The 14,798-nt window shown below is 58.9% G+C and carries 17 protein-coding genes and 2 pseudogenes; 13 read left to right on the top strand and 6 right to left on the bottom strand.

Going from position 1 to position 14,798, the window contains the following annotated elements; genetic code table 11:
- Positions 1-127: 127 nt before the first annotated feature.
- Positions 128-457 carry a helix-turn-helix domain-containing protein gene (locus G5S35_RS31225; protein WP_183040393.1) on the bottom strand — a complete coding sequence of 110 codons (330 nt, stop codon included), beginning with the start codon at positions 455-457 and terminating at the stop codon, positions 128-130.
- 57 nt (positions 458-514) lie between these two features.
- Positions 515-874 (bottom strand): helix-turn-helix transcriptional regulator, encoded by a 360-nt coding sequence (locus G5S35_RS31220; RefSeq protein WP_183040392.1) that lies wholly within the window; start codon positions 872-874, stop codon positions 515-517.
- Positions 875-1,039: 165 nt separating this feature from the next.
- Here G5S35_RS31220 and G5S35_RS31215 point away from each other — a divergent pair, with 165 nt between their 5' ends.
- The 8 genes and pseudogenes from G5S35_RS31215 to G5S35_RS31180 all read left to right on the top strand — a co-directional run bounded on the left by G5S35_RS31215 (position 1,040) and on the right by G5S35_RS31180 (position 7,821).
- Positions 1,040-1,915, top strand: a complete 876-nt coding sequence (locus G5S35_RS31215; RefSeq protein WP_183040391.1) for a branched-chain amino acid ABC transporter permease — start codon at positions 1,040-1,042, stop codon at positions 1,913-1,915.
- 5 nt (positions 1,916-1,920) lie between these two features.
- Entirely contained in the window at positions 1,921-2,994 is a 1,074-nt protein-coding gene (locus tag G5S35_RS31210) for a branched-chain amino acid ABC transporter permease (RefSeq protein ID WP_183040390.1), read from the top strand.
- The gene (locus G5S35_RS31205; RefSeq protein ID WP_183040389.1) at positions 2,994-3,728 is read left to right on the top strand and encodes an ABC transporter ATP-binding protein; all 735 of its coding nucleotides are present in this window, start codon (positions 2,994-2,996) and stop codon (positions 3,726-3,728) included. The genes G5S35_RS31210 and G5S35_RS31205 overlap by 1 nt, the downstream gene beginning before the upstream one ends.
- Positions 3,715-4,493 (top strand): annotated as a pseudogene (locus G5S35_RS31200) (ABC transporter ATP-binding protein). Before G5S35_RS31205 ends, G5S35_RS31200 begins: the two are co-directional and overlap by 14 nt.
- The gene (locus G5S35_RS31195) at positions 4,480-5,658 is read left to right on the top strand and encodes an ABC transporter substrate-binding protein (protein ID WP_183040388.1); all 1,179 of its coding nucleotides are present in this window, start codon (positions 4,480-4,482) and stop codon (positions 5,656-5,658) included. The pseudogene G5S35_RS31200 and the gene G5S35_RS31195 overlap by 14 nt, the downstream one beginning before the upstream one ends.
- Before the next feature lie 52 nt (positions 5,659-5,710).
- A complete protein-coding gene (locus tag G5S35_RS31190; RefSeq protein WP_183040387.1) occupies positions 5,711-6,160 on the top strand; it encodes an amidase in 450 nt (149 codons plus the stop codon).
- Positions 6,157-6,702, top strand: coding sequence for an amino acid synthesis family protein (locus G5S35_RS31185; protein WP_183040386.1), 546 nt, complete (start codon positions 6,157-6,159; stop codon positions 6,700-6,702). Before G5S35_RS31190 ends, G5S35_RS31185 begins: the two co-directional genes overlap by 4 nt.
- Before the next feature lie 84 nt (positions 6,703-6,786).
- Positions 6,787-7,821 (top strand): porin, encoded by a 1,035-nt coding sequence (locus G5S35_RS31180; RefSeq protein ID WP_183040385.1) that lies wholly within the window; start codon positions 6,787-6,789, stop codon positions 7,819-7,821.
- Between the two features lie 425 nt (positions 7,822-8,246).
- Here G5S35_RS31180 and G5S35_RS31175 read toward each other — a convergent pair whose 3' ends face one another.
- Complete coding sequence (locus G5S35_RS31175; protein ID WP_183040639.1) at positions 8,247-9,140, bottom strand: LysR family transcriptional regulator; 894 nt, start codon at positions 9,138-9,140, stop codon at positions 8,247-8,249.
- A 150-nt stretch (positions 9,141-9,290) separates the two neighbouring features.
- Between G5S35_RS31175 and G5S35_RS31170 the strand changes: the two genes are divergently transcribed.
- The 4 genes and pseudogenes from G5S35_RS31170 to G5S35_RS31155 all read left to right on the top strand — a co-directional run.
- The gene (locus G5S35_RS31170) at positions 9,291-9,602 is read left to right on the top strand and encodes a MoaF-related domain-containing protein (protein ID WP_183040384.1); all 312 of its coding nucleotides are present in this window, start codon (positions 9,291-9,293) and stop codon (positions 9,600-9,602) included.
- Between the two features lie 21 nt (positions 9,603-9,623).
- A complete protein-coding gene (locus G5S35_RS31165) occupies positions 9,624-10,091 on the top strand; it encodes a GlcG/HbpS family heme-binding protein (protein ID WP_183040383.1) in 468 nt (155 codons plus the stop codon).
- The gene (locus tag G5S35_RS31160) at positions 10,088-11,266 is read left to right on the top strand and encodes an MFS transporter (RefSeq protein ID WP_183040382.1); all 1,179 of its coding nucleotides are present in this window, start codon (positions 10,088-10,090) and stop codon (positions 11,264-11,266) included. Before G5S35_RS31165 ends, G5S35_RS31160 begins: the two co-directional genes overlap by 4 nt.
- Positions 11,267-11,316: 50 nt before the next feature.
- Positions 11,317-11,837 (top strand): annotated as a pseudogene (locus tag G5S35_RS31155) (transposase domain-containing protein); the annotation flags it as partial.
- Here the strand turns inward: G5S35_RS31155 and G5S35_RS31150 are convergent.
- Positions 11,830-12,027, bottom strand: coding sequence for a YciI family protein (locus G5S35_RS31150; RefSeq protein ID WP_237181957.1), 198 nt, complete (start codon positions 12,025-12,027; stop codon positions 11,830-11,832). The pseudogene G5S35_RS31155 and the gene G5S35_RS31150 overlap by 8 nt on opposite strands.
- Positions 12,028-12,698: 671 nt before the next feature.
- Entirely contained in the window at positions 12,699-13,406 is a 708-nt protein-coding gene (locus G5S35_RS31145) for an NAD(P)H-dependent oxidoreductase (RefSeq protein WP_420874557.1), read from the bottom strand.
- An 85-nt stretch (positions 13,407-13,491) separates the two neighbouring features.
- On the opposite strand from G5S35_RS31145, the gene G5S35_RS31140 reads away from it, so the two are divergent.
- A complete protein-coding gene (locus tag G5S35_RS31140; RefSeq protein WP_183040381.1) occupies positions 13,492-14,403 on the top strand; it encodes a LysR family transcriptional regulator in 912 nt (303 codons plus the stop codon).
- A gap of 65 nt (positions 14,404-14,468) precedes the next feature.
- On the opposite strand, the gene G5S35_RS31135 is transcribed toward G5S35_RS31140, so the two are convergent.
- Positions 14,469-14,795, bottom strand: coding sequence for a DUF1330 domain-containing protein (locus tag G5S35_RS31135; protein ID WP_124263405.1), 327 nt, complete (start codon positions 14,793-14,795; stop codon positions 14,469-14,471).
- Positions 14,796-14,798: the final 3 nt, after the last annotated feature.

Here is a 14,798-nt window from a genome sequence, read left to right as displayed (position 1 = left end):
CTTGGCTTCCCGATACGAGACGCTCCGCACCTGACATGGTTCGACGCGGGGCGGAAACTCGCGGGACAGGCAAGGCACCAGTTGTGGTGCTATCGGCAGCTGGCTGCGAGACTAAGGAAATCTTAGTCTATTCTTGGGAGAGTTTTTCTGCGCTGGCGAGGAGGGCTTTCCTCTTATCCTTGCTGAGTCTCCCAGCGAGTGCCAGAAGGTTCGCGAGCAGATCATCTTCCTCGTAGAGGAAGCCTGTGGGGACGAGCAGTGCTCGCGCAAGGCGCTGGCTGGTCTGTATCGCAGGGGTGTGTTTACCCCTTTCGTACTGGTTGACGCGGGTGCTGGCTGAGAATTCGTCAATACCCGCCTGAATGCCAAGCTGCTCCTGGGTGAGGCCCGAGCGTAGTCGCGCCTGTTTCAGGCGTCTGGAGAAGACGGTATCAGTGGCTGGTGTATCGCGCGACATTCCGGGAGTGTCCCGGAATGTCGCGGGAAATTTACTAAGTAACTCTTAGTCAAAAAGCTAAACATCACTTTGCTTTTTGCCTTTGGACGATACCGGTCGAGTCAGCGTCTCGGCGTTGACGAGAAGGATTTTCTTTCTTGCGCGCGTAAGCCGGGCCGCGGTTGCGAGAAGGGTGGCAAGCAGATCGTCCTCCTCATAGAGAAACGAAGTCGGGACGTGCAGTGCTCTCGCGAGACGTTGGCCCACCACAAGATGCGGCAAGTGTTTGCCTCTTTCGTACTGGTTGATGCGGGCACTGGCGGAGAACTCGTCGATGCCTGCACTAATGCCGAGCTGCTCCTGGGTGAGGCCCGAGCGTATACGTGCCTCTTTCAGGCGTTTTGCAAAAACCGAGGATGTCGTGTGCTTATCCGGCATCCCGTGAGTCTCTGGGAATGTCCTGCTTTTTTTACTAAGAGTTTCTGAGTTGGCTTCCTAAGGAACTCTTCACTTTCACGGGTAGGGAATTGAAATGTGGTTCGTTTGCAGTTTGCACGGGGCGGGGCGACAGCTCCGTAGACACGAAAACAGGGACTTGCGGATATGACAACGATTTTCAACATTCTGGGTTACGTAAGCGTCCTGATACTGGTGGCGCTTGGGCTTGCGATCGTTTTCGGCATGATGGACATCGTGAATCTTGCCCATGCTGAATGGGTCACGATTGGGGCGTATACGTTGGCGATCGCGCAGGAGTTCGGAGGACGGGAGGCCTTCTGGCCTGCCTTGCTGGCGGCACCTGCTGTCGGGGCGCTCTCAGGATGGTGCCTTGAGCGATGCATTATCCGGCTGCTCTACGACCGGCCGCTCGACACGCTGCTCGCGACCTATGCGGTGGGTCTAATTGCGCAGAAGGCACTGGAGCTCATCTTCGGCACCCAGCCAATGCTCGTGTACGCGCCGTTTGACGGAGCAGTGCCAGTGCCTGGGGGGAGCTATCCGGCGTACCGGTTGTTCGTGATTATCGTCGCGCTGGCTGTGACCGCAGGGTGCTGGCTACTTTTCGCCCGCACGCGTTTTGGTACGCAGCTGCGTGCCGTGATCCAGCACCCGACAATGGCTGAAGCCGCAGGCATCGACACCCATCGGCTGAACCGCGTCGCATTCTGCGGTGGTGCAGCGCTTGCCTCGCTCGCTGGCGTCCTCGTCGCACCCATGGTTTCGGTGGAGTCGCGCTTGGGTGTTGCCTATCTCGCGAAGGCATTTTTCGTAATTGTGCTTGGGGGAATCGGCTCGATCGCCGGAAGCATATTGGGCAGTGCGGTTATTGGTACAGCGGAAACGCTGTTGGGCTATCGCATTGATCCCTCGCTCGCCTCCGCGGTGGTACTGGTCCTCTCCATGGTGCTGATCCGGTTCAGGCCGCAAGGGTTGATTCCAGGATTCAGTGCGGCGCATCACCTTCTCGGTAAAGGATAGATCGTATGTCTGAAAAAAATGCAGGCTCCCGGTGGCTATGGTTTTCACATCCGCCACTCGCTCCCACGGACGTCGCGCCGCTGATGATGTGGGGTGCAGCGCTGGTAGCCGTGGTGATCGTGCCTCTTGTCGCGGATTCCTGGCTGCTCACGACGGTACGCGATGCGCTGGTGATGGGCATTCTCGCGCTGAGCTATGACCTGCTCTGGGGCCGGGCCGGGGTACTCACGCTTGGGCACACGACGTTCCTGGGTCTCGGCGCGTATGGATTCGCCGTTGCGACGGTCCAGTTCGGACAGACCCCTGCGACGGGGCTCGCTGCCGCCACGCTCTGCGCTGTGGCTGTCGCCGCTGCCGTCGGCTATTTTTTGCTTTTTGCGGGGGTGAGACTTCACTTCTTTGCCATCATCAGTCTGGCCGTGCTGATCGTCGCACAGCAGCTTGCGATCAGCTGGCAGTCGGTTACAGGGGGCGACACCGGCATCCTGGGTATTCCCGGGCTGTCGTTTGCCATAGGCAGACACACGTTCGATCTGGGCGGCCCGCGCGCGTCCTGGTACACCGTGGCCATAATTCTGCTTGCTGCGACAGGTTTGGTATGGCTCGTGTGCCGCAGTCGTTACGGCAAGGTGCTCGATGCGATCGCAACCAATGAATGGCGGGCAAAGGCATGCGGCTATCACACGTCGTTTCATCTGCTGCTCGTTTTCGTCATGTCGGCTGCGCTTGCGGCCATCGCGGGCGCGTTGATGGCGGGCTGTTCGGGCGTGGTAGCGCCTGACGTGTTTTCGCCAGTGCTTGCGACAGAGGTCATTCTCTGGGTCGCTATTGGTGGCCGCGGAAGGACCGGTGGCCCAGTCGTGGCCGCCATCGTTCTGACGCTTCTTAGGCAGACCGTTTCCAGCTACAGCACAGACGGCTGGCCCTTGATCCTCGGTGGCCTGTTTCTCGGCTGCGTCCTTTTCATGCCGAACGGACTGCGGCCCGATCGATGGTTGCAAGCCGCGCGCCGGTCGGTCCGAGTGATATTGAGCGGACTACCGGTTCACGGCGCGGACCGAACACAGGAGGAGCGGTAATGGACCACGAAATTCTCCGCGGCAGCGGTCTCTCGCGCGCGTTCGGCGGGATAAACGCCGTGGCCAGTGTGGATATCACGATCGCGCCACGCGATCTGCTGTGCGTGATCGGTCCGAACGGCGCGGGCAAGAGCACACTCGTCGGCCTGCTCTCAGGCGCGATTGCCCCCGGATCCGGCGAACTGTATCTCGAAGGCGAACGGATGACTGGCCGTCCGATGCACGCCTTCTGCCGGCGCGGCGTGGTGCGCAAGTTTCAGGGGACCAACACCTTCCTCACGATGACGGTGCGCGACAACCTGGTGGTGGCGGGTCTCGGGGTTGCGGCTCACCGTGTTTCGCCGATGCCCGATCCCGACGCGGTTCTGGAGGAGGTCGGTCTGTCCGGGCAGGCGTGTGAACTCGCCTCGCATCTGCCGCATGGTGAGCGGCAGTGGCTCGAAATCGGCATGGCGATCATGTGTCAGCCCGCATTGCTCCTTCTCGACGAGCCCGCAGCCGGTCTGTCCGCGCAAGACGCGCAGCGGCTGGCGCGCCTCATCCACCGGTTACGGGAGCGATGCGCGGTACTTGCCATCGATCACGATCTGGGTTTCGTGCAATCCCTCGAATGTGAGACGTGGGTGATGCACCGGGGCGAAGTCGTTCGCCGGGGATCGTATGCGGAGATTGCGAGCGACGAGGAAATCCGTCGCATCTATCTGGGACGGGGGGCGGAACATGTTGCGCATTGAAAACCTGTGCGCCGGATATGGCGACGTGGATGTGGTTCATAACCTGACGCTGGACGTGCTGCCCCAGGAGGTGGTCGGCGTGCTCGGTTGTAACGGTGCGGGCAAGACGACCCTGGTGAAGGCGATCATGGGGTTGCTGCCGCGATTGAGCGGGCAGGTGGATTTTCTGGGGCAGCCGGTGGTGGGCCTGCGCACGCACGAGATCGCGTGGCGCGGGATCGGTCTGGTCCCGCAGGGGCGCTGGATTTTTCCAAGGCTGACCGTGCGCGAGAATCTGCTGATGGGTACGCAGGCCGCCGGTGGTGGGGACATCCTCGACGAGGTATTCGACTACTTCCCGGTGCTGAAGTCGCGTCTGTCGCAGCAGGGCGGCACGCTCTCGGGGGGGAGCAGCAGGTTCTCGCGATCTCACGCGCCTTGTGCGGGCGTCCGAAGCTGCTGCTGCTCGATGAGCCGTCTGATGGCGTGCAGCCCAACCTCGTCGAGCGTATTGGCGAAGTCATCCCGGAGTTGTGTCGCCGCTCGAAGCTGGCGGTGCTCCTTGTCGAACAGAACCTCGATCTCGTCGTTCAGAGCGCGCGGCGCTGCATCGTGCTCAGTAATGGGCGCCTCGTGCATGCCGGTGCCGTCGAACCGCTACCACGAGACAAAGGCGAACACCCGCTCGCGCGCTACCTCTCACCGGCGGCGCAGCCCGCCCCGGATTTTCCCCAGCCATCCGATAAACCCGTGGTCTCCAGCGAGAATACACATGAACCGTCGTGATTTTTCCCGAAGCGTGCTGTTTGGCGCGGCCGGATCCCTTGCTGCCTCGGCTGTCTCCCCGTTCGCACGTGGCGCCGCCCCGCTGAAGATCGGAGTGCTCGCACCTCTCAGCGGTCCTCTGACGCGTGTGGGGCAGACCAACCGCAATTGCGCGGAGCTGGCGGTGGACGAGATCAACGCGGCGGGCGGACTGCTCGGCCGCCCGCTACAACTGAGCGTTGAGGACACGCAGATGTCCACGGCCGTGACTATCGAGAAGGCACGGCAGCTTTTCATGCGTGACGATGTCGCAATGATCACTGGCATGGTACTGCCGTCCGAGCGCGAAGCGGCGCTACAGGCGGCAAGGGCGGCGCGAAAGCTCATCGTCTACCCGAACTTCGACGAAGGACGGTGCGACCCGCAACTTCTTACGACCGGCCTGGCAGCGAGCCAGCGAATCGAGCCACTCATTGCGTGGATCATGCGCGCTGGTGGTCGGTCCATGTCAGCGGTCGTTTCGGACATCGGCAGCAACCGGAAGGTGCTGGTTCCGCAACTGCAGGCGGCGGTGGCCCGTCATGGCGGGAAATTTCTCGACGTCTACTGGTTGCCCTACGGCACGCGCGACTATGGCGCAACCCTGCAACGCGTCGCCAGCGCCAATCCGCAGATCGTTTGGCACAGCATCGGGGATGACCCCGTGACGTTCGTGAAGCAGTACCGTTCGTTCGCGTTGACACCGCAACTGATCACGGATATTGCGCACGAATCCCTCTCGATTGCGACCACCGGCGCATCAACCGGAACGATCGGAGTGTCGTCGTACTTCATGAGCATCCGTAACCCGCAGAACGAGGCGTTCCTCAGGCGCTATACGGAGTACTACGCCGACGCGCGCGCCCCCCGGCTGGGCAGCTATGCCGTGGTACTGCCGCATGGCGAGAACACCTATGCGGGTATTCGTCTTTTTGCCGAGGCCGTCAGAGCATCGGGAAGCGTCGATGTCGATCGCGTCAGGGCCGCGTTGCCCGCCGTCGCTGTTGCGCTGCCGCGAGGCCAGACTGGTGTGAGCCATGATGGGGGGCATGTGCTCTGCCAGACGCGGTTCGGCCAGGCACTCGCCGATAACAGCTTTTGGATCCTGGAGTCTACCGGCGCGGTAACGCCGGTTTGTGAAGGATAAGCGTGTCTCAGCAGCCGGCATATGTCATGTATCAATAAATAAGGAATACGAAATGATGACCGATTTGGTGTTGGACTCGAGTCAGATGACTGTTGCATTCCGGCAGCGCACCTTTTCGCCAGTTGAGGTCATGCGCGCGATACGGCATCGGAATATGAAGCTTGCCCCGGTTGTCAACGCGTTTTGTGAGGTTGACGAAGAAGATGCGATGTCGACCGCCTGCGAGGCGGAGCGCCAGTGGATGCGTCGCGAGCTGTACGTTGTATTCCACGGTGTACCGGTATTGACCAAGGTTCCTGTCGCCACGGCCGGTCTTCCGGCACGGCACGGGCCGCGGATCGCTTCGTCAACGCGCGAAAACGCCGATGTGCTGACCACGACGTCGGATTTCGGCAACAGGATCGTCACCGACTGTCCATTGAAAGGCGTGACGCGCAATCCCTGGGGAACGCGCCTTTCAGGCGGACGGCGGTTGCCGGGTCACATGGAGACAGCGCCATGAACGTCCAGATGACGCGCATTGTGATCCATCTTGTTGAGCGGTGTGCGGAGGTCGGGACAGCCGTGACACCACCGCATCGTCAGGTCGTCGCTGCCGCCGTGCTCAAGTGGGCGGACCTGGATGTCAGGGGCGAGCTTGAGGCGTTGTATGCGACGGGGGCCGAACTCGGCCAGTTGCTTACCACCCGGGCGTTGCTCGCGCTCGGTTGTGGGGCGAAAGAGATCGAAGGTTATGGAAAGGCCGCGCTCGCGGGTACGGACGTGCCGCTCGAGTGGGGCGCTGCGCTGCTGCATCCGCGACTAGGCAAGGCGGTGCGTAGCTGTTTGCCTGGTGCGTCCTCGATCATGCCGTCCGTCACCAAACGGGGGGCGGCGGGGGCGTGCGTCGACATCCCCCTGCACGGCGTCACGAACATGTGGAGCTTCGACCACTTCGACACGGTATCGCTCTGCGTACCCGACTCGCCCGCACCTGACGAACTGCTGGTTGCCATTGCGCTGGCCGAACGCGGAAGGCCGCTTGCGCGTATCAGGCCGGAGTGACGTACGAGGAGATGTACGAAGATACGCCGTGCCATCAGGCATGGGTCGCCCGAAAGGATACTTGCAAACCAGGAAGGAGAAGGCATGTGCAGGGTTAGACGGGGAAGATGCAGTAAGGGTGCCGTGGCGGTGTCGTTGTGCCTGGCAACGGGTGTGGCGCAGGCTCAGTCGTCAGTGTCGCTCTACGGGCTGGCTGATGCGTTTGCCGGGGTAGTACGCACGCCTGGCGCGCAGGGCAACGCGTGGGAGGTCGGGTCGGGCGGATTGTCGACCTCGTATTGGGGGATATCGGGAGCCGAGGACCTGGGCAGTGGCGTGAAGGCGATATTCACGCTCGAGAGCTTTTACCGGATCAACAGCGGCCAGTCTGGCGCGTTCAACGGACAGTCATTTTTCGGACGCAGGGCGTTCGTCGGGCTGAGCGGGCAATTCGGCCAGTTGACACTCGGGCGCACCGATTCGCTGCTGTTCGTGTCCACGCTGTTGTTCAATCCATTTGGCAATTCGTTCGTCTTCTCGCCGATGGTGGTTCACACGTTTCTGCCTTCCGCAATGGGGGCTGCGTCGGTGCAAAGCGACACTGCGATCGACGACTCGATCGTCTACCAGACTCCGGAGTTTGGAGGTCTTACGGGAAGCCTTCAGTACAGCAATGCCGGCATCGCGGGCCACGCGGGGCAGGCGAATTACAGCGCCAACCTGCTTTACTTCGCCGGAACGTTTTCCGCGACGGCCGCGGTCCAGAGCCTGCATACGGCGTCGCTCTTCCTGAACGGCCCGACGCAACAGACGGCGTGGCTCGTTGGGGCTGCGTATCGCCTTGAGGCAGTGAAGCTCTTTTTCCAGTACGAGCGGGTGACCGACAACAATGAGCTCGCCGACGATACCGTCCAGGCAGGAACCAGTGCGCAGGTCGGTACGGGCAGCGTACTGTTGTCCTGGGCGGGAACGCTCCGGCGGCCTGCTCAGGGTCCGGATCTCCGCTGGTCGACAGTGGCGCTCGGCTACGATTATCCCCTCTCGAAACGTACGGAGGTCTATGCGGTGTGGCGGTACGACACGATGACCAGCGTGTCGTCTGGCAATAGCCTGGGTGTGGGCATCCGGACCCGGTTCTAGCCGGCCTGCTTCCCGAGTTCTGAAGGTCGGTGCACCGGCTTTCCGGATTCAGCCCGTGCCTCAATAGAGCGACTTTTTGAGAGCGTCCCCAGCTGCGTTGACGAATCGCCCCGAAACAACTGCTGCAGATGGGAATCGCTTGCAGAGATTCGAGACATTCTGGCAGCTCGTTGTCCTGGCGCAGGACCAAGCTGCCAACTCGCGCAACTATAAGGCTCGATGCGGAATTGCTGGAACCAGCACTATGCCTTACGGCTGAATGGTAATGTTAAACGGAGTGATAAGGAATATTAATTAGTGAGGGAAGAGCGAACCTCAGAAATCAATCCCGCGCATGGGCATCGCCATCGCGACTATCTGGGTTCGGTTCAAATATTTGGTGAAAATCAAATTACTTCCCTTCATCGCAAAGCGGAGAGCAGCCTTCATCGGGAGCTTACAAATGAATGTGCACTCAAGAAATCTATAAACGCGCGTAGCTTTGGTACGACGTATTTGCTCGACGGCCAAAGAACTGTCAACGCACGTGGTTGCGTGTCCTCAGCGCCCAGCACCCTTCGCAGTCGCCCGGATTCAAGAGAGTCGCGAACACAGAAGTCCGGAAGGCAAGCAATTCCCCTTCCTCGCGCCGCGAGGAAGGCGAGCGTCTCGATGGCGTTGCAGCTCATGGGCGATCTCAGGTTTTGTAGAATCAGGCTATTCCAGCCATCGACTGGCCACGACTCGATCTTCCCGGTATTCGGAAACTTATAGAGTAGACAGCTATGTCGCAACAGATCCGATGGTTTATCCGGAACACCTGCTCGCCTCAAATATTCTGGAGATGCAACCAGATATCTCTGGAAGGAGAAAATTTGACGACTCACCAACCTGCTGTCGTCCACATTTCCAATGCGGACAACCGCATCAAAAGATTCGTCTATCAGGTCCACTTTTCGATCGGAAAAATCAACTTCCAACTCGATATTGGGGAACTTAACGATGAATTCTTCCAGAACCGAATGAAGCAATGTCCCGACTGACGGCAGGCTTACCCTCAGTAGTCCCCTTGGTTCACCCTTGATGTCCGAAAGTTCTTGCTCTGCCGCTGACATTTCCGAAATGATCCGCTGGCATCGATGCAGGAACAGAGCGCCCTCGGCGGTGAGCTTCATGTTTCGCGTGTTCCGCTGGAACAGCCGCGTTCCCAGGCGTTCTTCAAGGCGTGAAACACTCTTCCCCACAGCAGAGGAGGAAATGCCGAGTATCCGCCCGGCGTCAACAAAGCTGCCCGTTTCTGCCGATTTGACGAAGGCAACGAATCCCGCGAAATTATCCATCGTTTCTCCGAGGTCGATGAATTCAGGACTCCAACGTCCGTTATGAAAGGAGTCAAGGGCCATTTATCCCATCTTACCCGATGTATTACATTGCTATGGGATGGCAATTGCCATTCGTAGAAAGGTTTTTGTAATAACCTGGAGTGCAAGATGACGAATGTGTTTCCCTATGCTGGTCAAGAGTTCACTGTCAATTACGGCGGAGACCTGGTATTCAAAAACATTTACTCGGAAGACGGAAAGCACGTCACCGCAGAGTTTCTGGCTGGCGAAATGGCGGGGGCGAAAATGACGGTGCCGTTTAGCTGGCAGGCATTGCCGGCTGGCAACTTTCTGCTTTGGTGGCAAGAAGACGACAAGTCCACCATCGTGCACTGCGATAACTTCGAAGCGAAGAAGACCAAGACCTTCTACACCAAACTCGACGGCAGCTTTTATGTGCTCGATGGCATAATTTCCTGATTATTAAGGTTTGCGGCCAAGGTGGTTCAAAATGCGCGCCCACGGGTCAGCGACAAGTGGGCGCGAAACATTTACTTAGATGAGAAAGAAAAATTGTTCCTTGAAGATATAGCTGATGAAGTCATTGGCCACGCCTTTAAGGCGGCAGCAAATTTGGACGTAACTATCTGTGTCAGCGTCGTAGACAAGAATGGTCTCCTGTGTGCATTTCGCCGTATGGCCAATGTGATCCCGGGGGCTATCGATGTGGCTTTCAGGAAGGCTCACACCGCGTCCTTGTTCAGATTAGACACGGATGAAATCGGGAAGGTCATGCACCCTGATGGCATCGCGTACACTCTGCAATTCACAAATGGCGGCCTGATCGGCTTTGGCGGTGGCGTTGTTATCTATGACAACACGGCGAACGTGATCGGAGCTGTGGGCGTGTCTGGGGCGACGCCCAGCATCGACAATCAAATCGCCTTGAGCGCCGCGGGGCGTAAATGACCGGTGATCACAACCAGGCTCAATGGTCCGTCACCTCACTGGCTATTACCGCGTTTGCAATTGGCGCGGCAGAGTTCATCGTCGTCGGCATACTCCCCGCAATTTCGCTTGATCTCCACGTTTCTTTGGCAAGGGCAGGTAGCCTTATTGGAATCTACGCATTCGCATTGGCAATTGGAACGCCGATCACAGTCCTGCTGACCTCGCGGTACGACCGGAAGCCGCTACTCATCGGGTTAGTGTTTGTATTTCTCGTGGGGAATGTCGGTGCGGCCTTGTCGCATGACATTGAAACATTGCTTGTTGCTCGAGTTCTCACGGCGGTCGCACATGGCAGTTTTTTCGCAATCGGTGCTTCGGTCGCTGCGAGACTGGCCAAACCTGGGCAGGCCAGTCGCGCGATCGCCGTGATGTTCGCAGGTCACACGCTAGCGATGGTGGTGGGTGTACCTCTGGGAACTTATGTGGGTAATTTGTTCGGATGGAGATTACCGTTCCTCCTGATCGCGGCCGTCGCGTTCATCTCGGCACTTGCAATCGCAAAGTGGCTCCCTTCGGTGTCGACATCCAGGCCAACAAGTGTCGCAAGTCAGTTGATGACAATCCGGAATCCCGCGATCCTTACGATGATGGCGGTTACGATTCTGGGCTTTGGCGCGAGTTTCGCTCCATTTTCGTTTATCACCCCGATACTCGTAAATGTGGCCGGTTTCACAGCGACTGGCGCAAACCTGATGCTTGCGGTTTTCGGATTTGCCACGCTATTTGGTAATTTGATTGGCGGGGCAGCGGCGGCCCATATTGGCTGGGTTAATACGCTCAAGGGTATCTTTGCGCTTTTGGCGGTATCGCTTGCAGCCATCGCGTTTTTTGTCCACACCTCCTTGCCACTCGCATGTATGTTGTTCGTTTGGGGTGGGCTCGCGTTTGGTATGTCACCGGCGTGTCAGGCGGCCATGCTCTCGACAGCGGAGGTATTTACGCCTCGCGCAATTGATTTTGCGTCAAGTCTCAATATCTCGGCTTTCAATCTCGGAATCAGTCTGGGCGAAACCACTGGCGGATTCATGGTCGCCAGGGAACATTTGTCGCAAACACCACTGCTTGGCATGGTCTTGGTGATCGGTGCAACTGTCCCACTAAATTACCTGGCGAAATTGCACACTCGTTACTGAAGTCCGCTGCTCCCACTGATTTCCCCGACGATATTGAAGCGCTGAAGGCAATGGTCGCCGGTTTACGCGAGCAGCTCTCGTCGCACGCGATCGAGATCGAACATCTGAAGCTGACGATCGCCGAGCTGCGCCGGACGCAGTTCGGCCGAAAATCGGAGAAGCTGGATCGGCAGTTCGAACAGATCGAATTGCGGCTGGAAGACCTTCGGGCCGACGGAGGTTCGGCCGATATGACCACGACTGCTGCAGTAAAGCGGCAGAAGCGCGCAGGTGCGTGCCGCAAGCCGTTGCCGGATCATCTTGAGCGCGAAGAGCGCATCCATCTGCCAGCAGACGATGACTGCCCCGATTGCGACGGGCAACTCAAGCCGCTGGGCGAGGACGTCGCGGAACAGCTCGAATACGTTCGGGCACAATCCGCGTGATCCGCCACCTCCGTCCGAAGCTGATCTACACGTGCTGCGCTCGCATCGTGCAGGCTGCGGCACCGAGTCGGCCGATCAAGCGCAGCAGCCCGGGGCCGGCACTGCTCGCACGCATCGCCGCTCCTTCTGCGTCGTCATTTATTCCACGGGCGGTGTAGCAAGAAGCGCCTCTAGCCCCGTACAAATTTTATTGGGCTCAAATTCGATAACCCGATAGCTCACGACGTGCTCCTGATAGAAGGGGTCTTCCATGAGGACATCGCAGAGTTCCTTGCGGCTCGCAGCTTTAGCAAGGATCACACCGCCAGTCCGTGGTAACTGCGGGCCAGAAGCCAGAAAACGACCTTTTGCATGGTGGCGGTCGAGGAAACGGCGACGCCCGTCGAGGTGACCCTCTATGGCAGACAGCGGTTGTATGCAGTTGAGAAGGACAATGAACGTGAGCTACTCAAGGTCGCTTGCTGGAGGAAATCTGACCGGCGCGCACTTTGCTCTTTGTGCCAGCGCTATGTCCCATTCGGGTCGTACAGGACGAACGCATGCGAGCTAAGTTATTCACCGATCAATATCCGCGCACATAGCGTAAGAGCGCAGCGTTATGTGTGGAATCGTCGCTTGTTGGAGAAGCTGATTTGTTCGTGGCGGAGCAGGAACTGAGAAACATGGAGCCAAGTACGACGGCGGCTACGAAAACGATCCTGAACGGACTCATATCAAGGGGGAGTAAGTCGAATCGGAAAAGTGCGCTGGACACGACGGCGAATGGAGTGGTCCCTGCGTAGACAGTGTTCATACGTGTTGATGGGTATTCGAAGGCACTTGCCACCTACGTGAACTCGCCTATCCGCTGTCTTTGACCAAAGAACCTGCCCGTGTGGCTAAACCGGACAAGTTCCTGGTTGCGGCGTCAGGTAATTTTTGCAGGCACTAGGCGGCTTCTCCTTGATGGATGGAGAAGCCGGTGGCGCCGGGTGCTTCCAGTTCGGGGCGCAGCTGCATCGTTGGGATCACATAGTCGCCAAAGTTCTGGCGACGGTAGGGGATCGGTGCGGTCGTCGCAATCGTTCGCATCCGCTCGCGCAGGCGGTCGGACACAGCAAGGAAACCTCCGTCGTCAAGACGGTCAACCCGGTAGGCCACAAAGGGGGGAGGACGGTGTAGCCTGGATAAAACAGGATGCCGTGGTTGATCGGGAAAAGCAGATCATCGATCGGTCCGTTGATGCCACGGGGCGAATAATGTTCCTCCCAGCCACCGGCCGTCACGATGAGCATTGCACGCTTCCCTTCGAGTTTGCCCTCGCCGTAGCGATCGCCCCAGCGCTTGTCGCTATGTTCGCCGGTACCATACGCAAATCCACATGCGTAGACACGGTCGACCCATCCCTTGAGGATGGCAGGCATCGTGAACCACCAGAGGGGAAACTGCAGGATCAGCGTGTCCGCCCAGAGCAGCTTTTCCTGTTCAGCCTGGACATCTTCCGTCAGGGCGTTTGCATTGAACCCCTGGGTCGATGCATTGGCAACGCGCAGGCGCGAATTCTGGTCGAGCGTCGGGAAATCGGAGCGGCTAACCTCTGATCTCCAGTTCATGGCATACAGATCCGATACGCGAACCTCATGTCCCTGTGCTTCGAGCTCCTGGACGGCGACGTCGCGCAGTGCACCGTTGAGGGATGTCGGCTCAGGATGGGCGTACACGATAAGGACTTTCATCTTTCATCTCATTGATGGTGGAGCAATCAGGTTAATCATTGATCAGGTATATTGGAAATGACTTTCTGCGATACCTGCTATAGCCGTGGACAATCTGAAAAATCTCGACCTGAATCTCCTGCGTACGCTCAGCGTGTTGCTCGCGGAGCACAACGTCAGTCGCGCAGCGGAGCGGCTCCATCTTTCCCAGCCGTCAGTCAGCGTTCAGTTGGCAAAGCTCAGGGACGTGTTCAAGGATCCTTTGCTGTTGCCCGGGCCTCGCGGTATGCGGCCCACCGCGCGGGCGGAATCGTTGCGGGAGCCGCTTGCCGTGGCGCTTCAGACACTGAATGAGGTCATGTCACCCCAGCAGCCTTTTGACCCATCCAGCGCAATCCTTACCTGGAAGATTGCGGCGACAGATTACAGCGAGGCGACGGTCCTGCTTCCCGCACTTCCCCTGCTGCGCGAATCAGCACCCAACGCCCGACTCAGCGTTGTGCAGGTCGCGCCCCGGCTCATCGCAAGGCAATGTGAATTTGGCGAGCTCGATCTTGCGTTTCACACGGCCGACGAGGCGCCTGAAGGGCTGCGCCGCAGGACGTTGTTCAAGGAGCATTATGTCCTTGTCGGGCGGCCCGATCATCCGCGGCTCAAGCGACGTATCACGGTGGAGCAGTTCTGCAAACTCGATCATGTCGTCGTGTCGCCAGACGGAGGCGGATTCGCGGGCGTGACCGATGCCGCGTTGGCGCAAACAGGCCTGCACAGACGCGTCATGCTCTCGGTGCCGCATTTCACTTTCGTCAGGGACGTGCTGTCGCGCACCGATCTGGTGGCGATGCTGCCTTCGCGCCTGGTCAGCGCTGATGCTGGACTAAAGGTGGTACAGGCGCCCGTCGACGTTCCTGGATATGAGATGGTCATGCTGTGGCACGAGCGCCTGCATCGCGACCCGTCGCATCAATGGTTGCGTGAACTGATCTGGACTGCCATCAATACCGCAGGGCAGCGGTGAACCATCTAGCGGGCCTGCAAGGTCAGCGCCGTCCGCACCATGGCTGAAGTGATACCGACGCCAATTCAGCCGATTAGCAGAAAGCGGCTGTCGAATGCTTCGTTGCGGATTGCATGCGCCTCCGCGTATTCCGGGCTGTCGTACCACTGGCGTGCCGCCTCCGCGCTCGGAAACTGGATGATCAGCGCGTGGGTGAAATTGTCCCCCATGTGTAGATATGCGGCGGGACCGCGCGCGAGTACGTGACCGCCATGGCTGGCAACGGAGGGCCCCGCGACCGCGCTATAGTGCTCTCGCTTCCTGTTGTCTTTATCCGCCATTTCCACGACGACAAACGCTGTCATAACGTCTACTTCCTGAAAAGATAACTCCACACAGATGAGAAGGATCACGGC

The sequence above is a fragment of the Paraburkholderia tropica genome, from assembly GCF_014171495.1.
Taxonomy (GTDB): domain Bacteria; phylum Pseudomonadota; class Gammaproteobacteria; order Burkholderiales; family Burkholderiaceae; genus Paraburkholderia; species Paraburkholderia tropica.
Note: the sequence above shows the minus strand (reverse complement) of the source record. Positions and strands in the feature narration are given on the sequence as shown.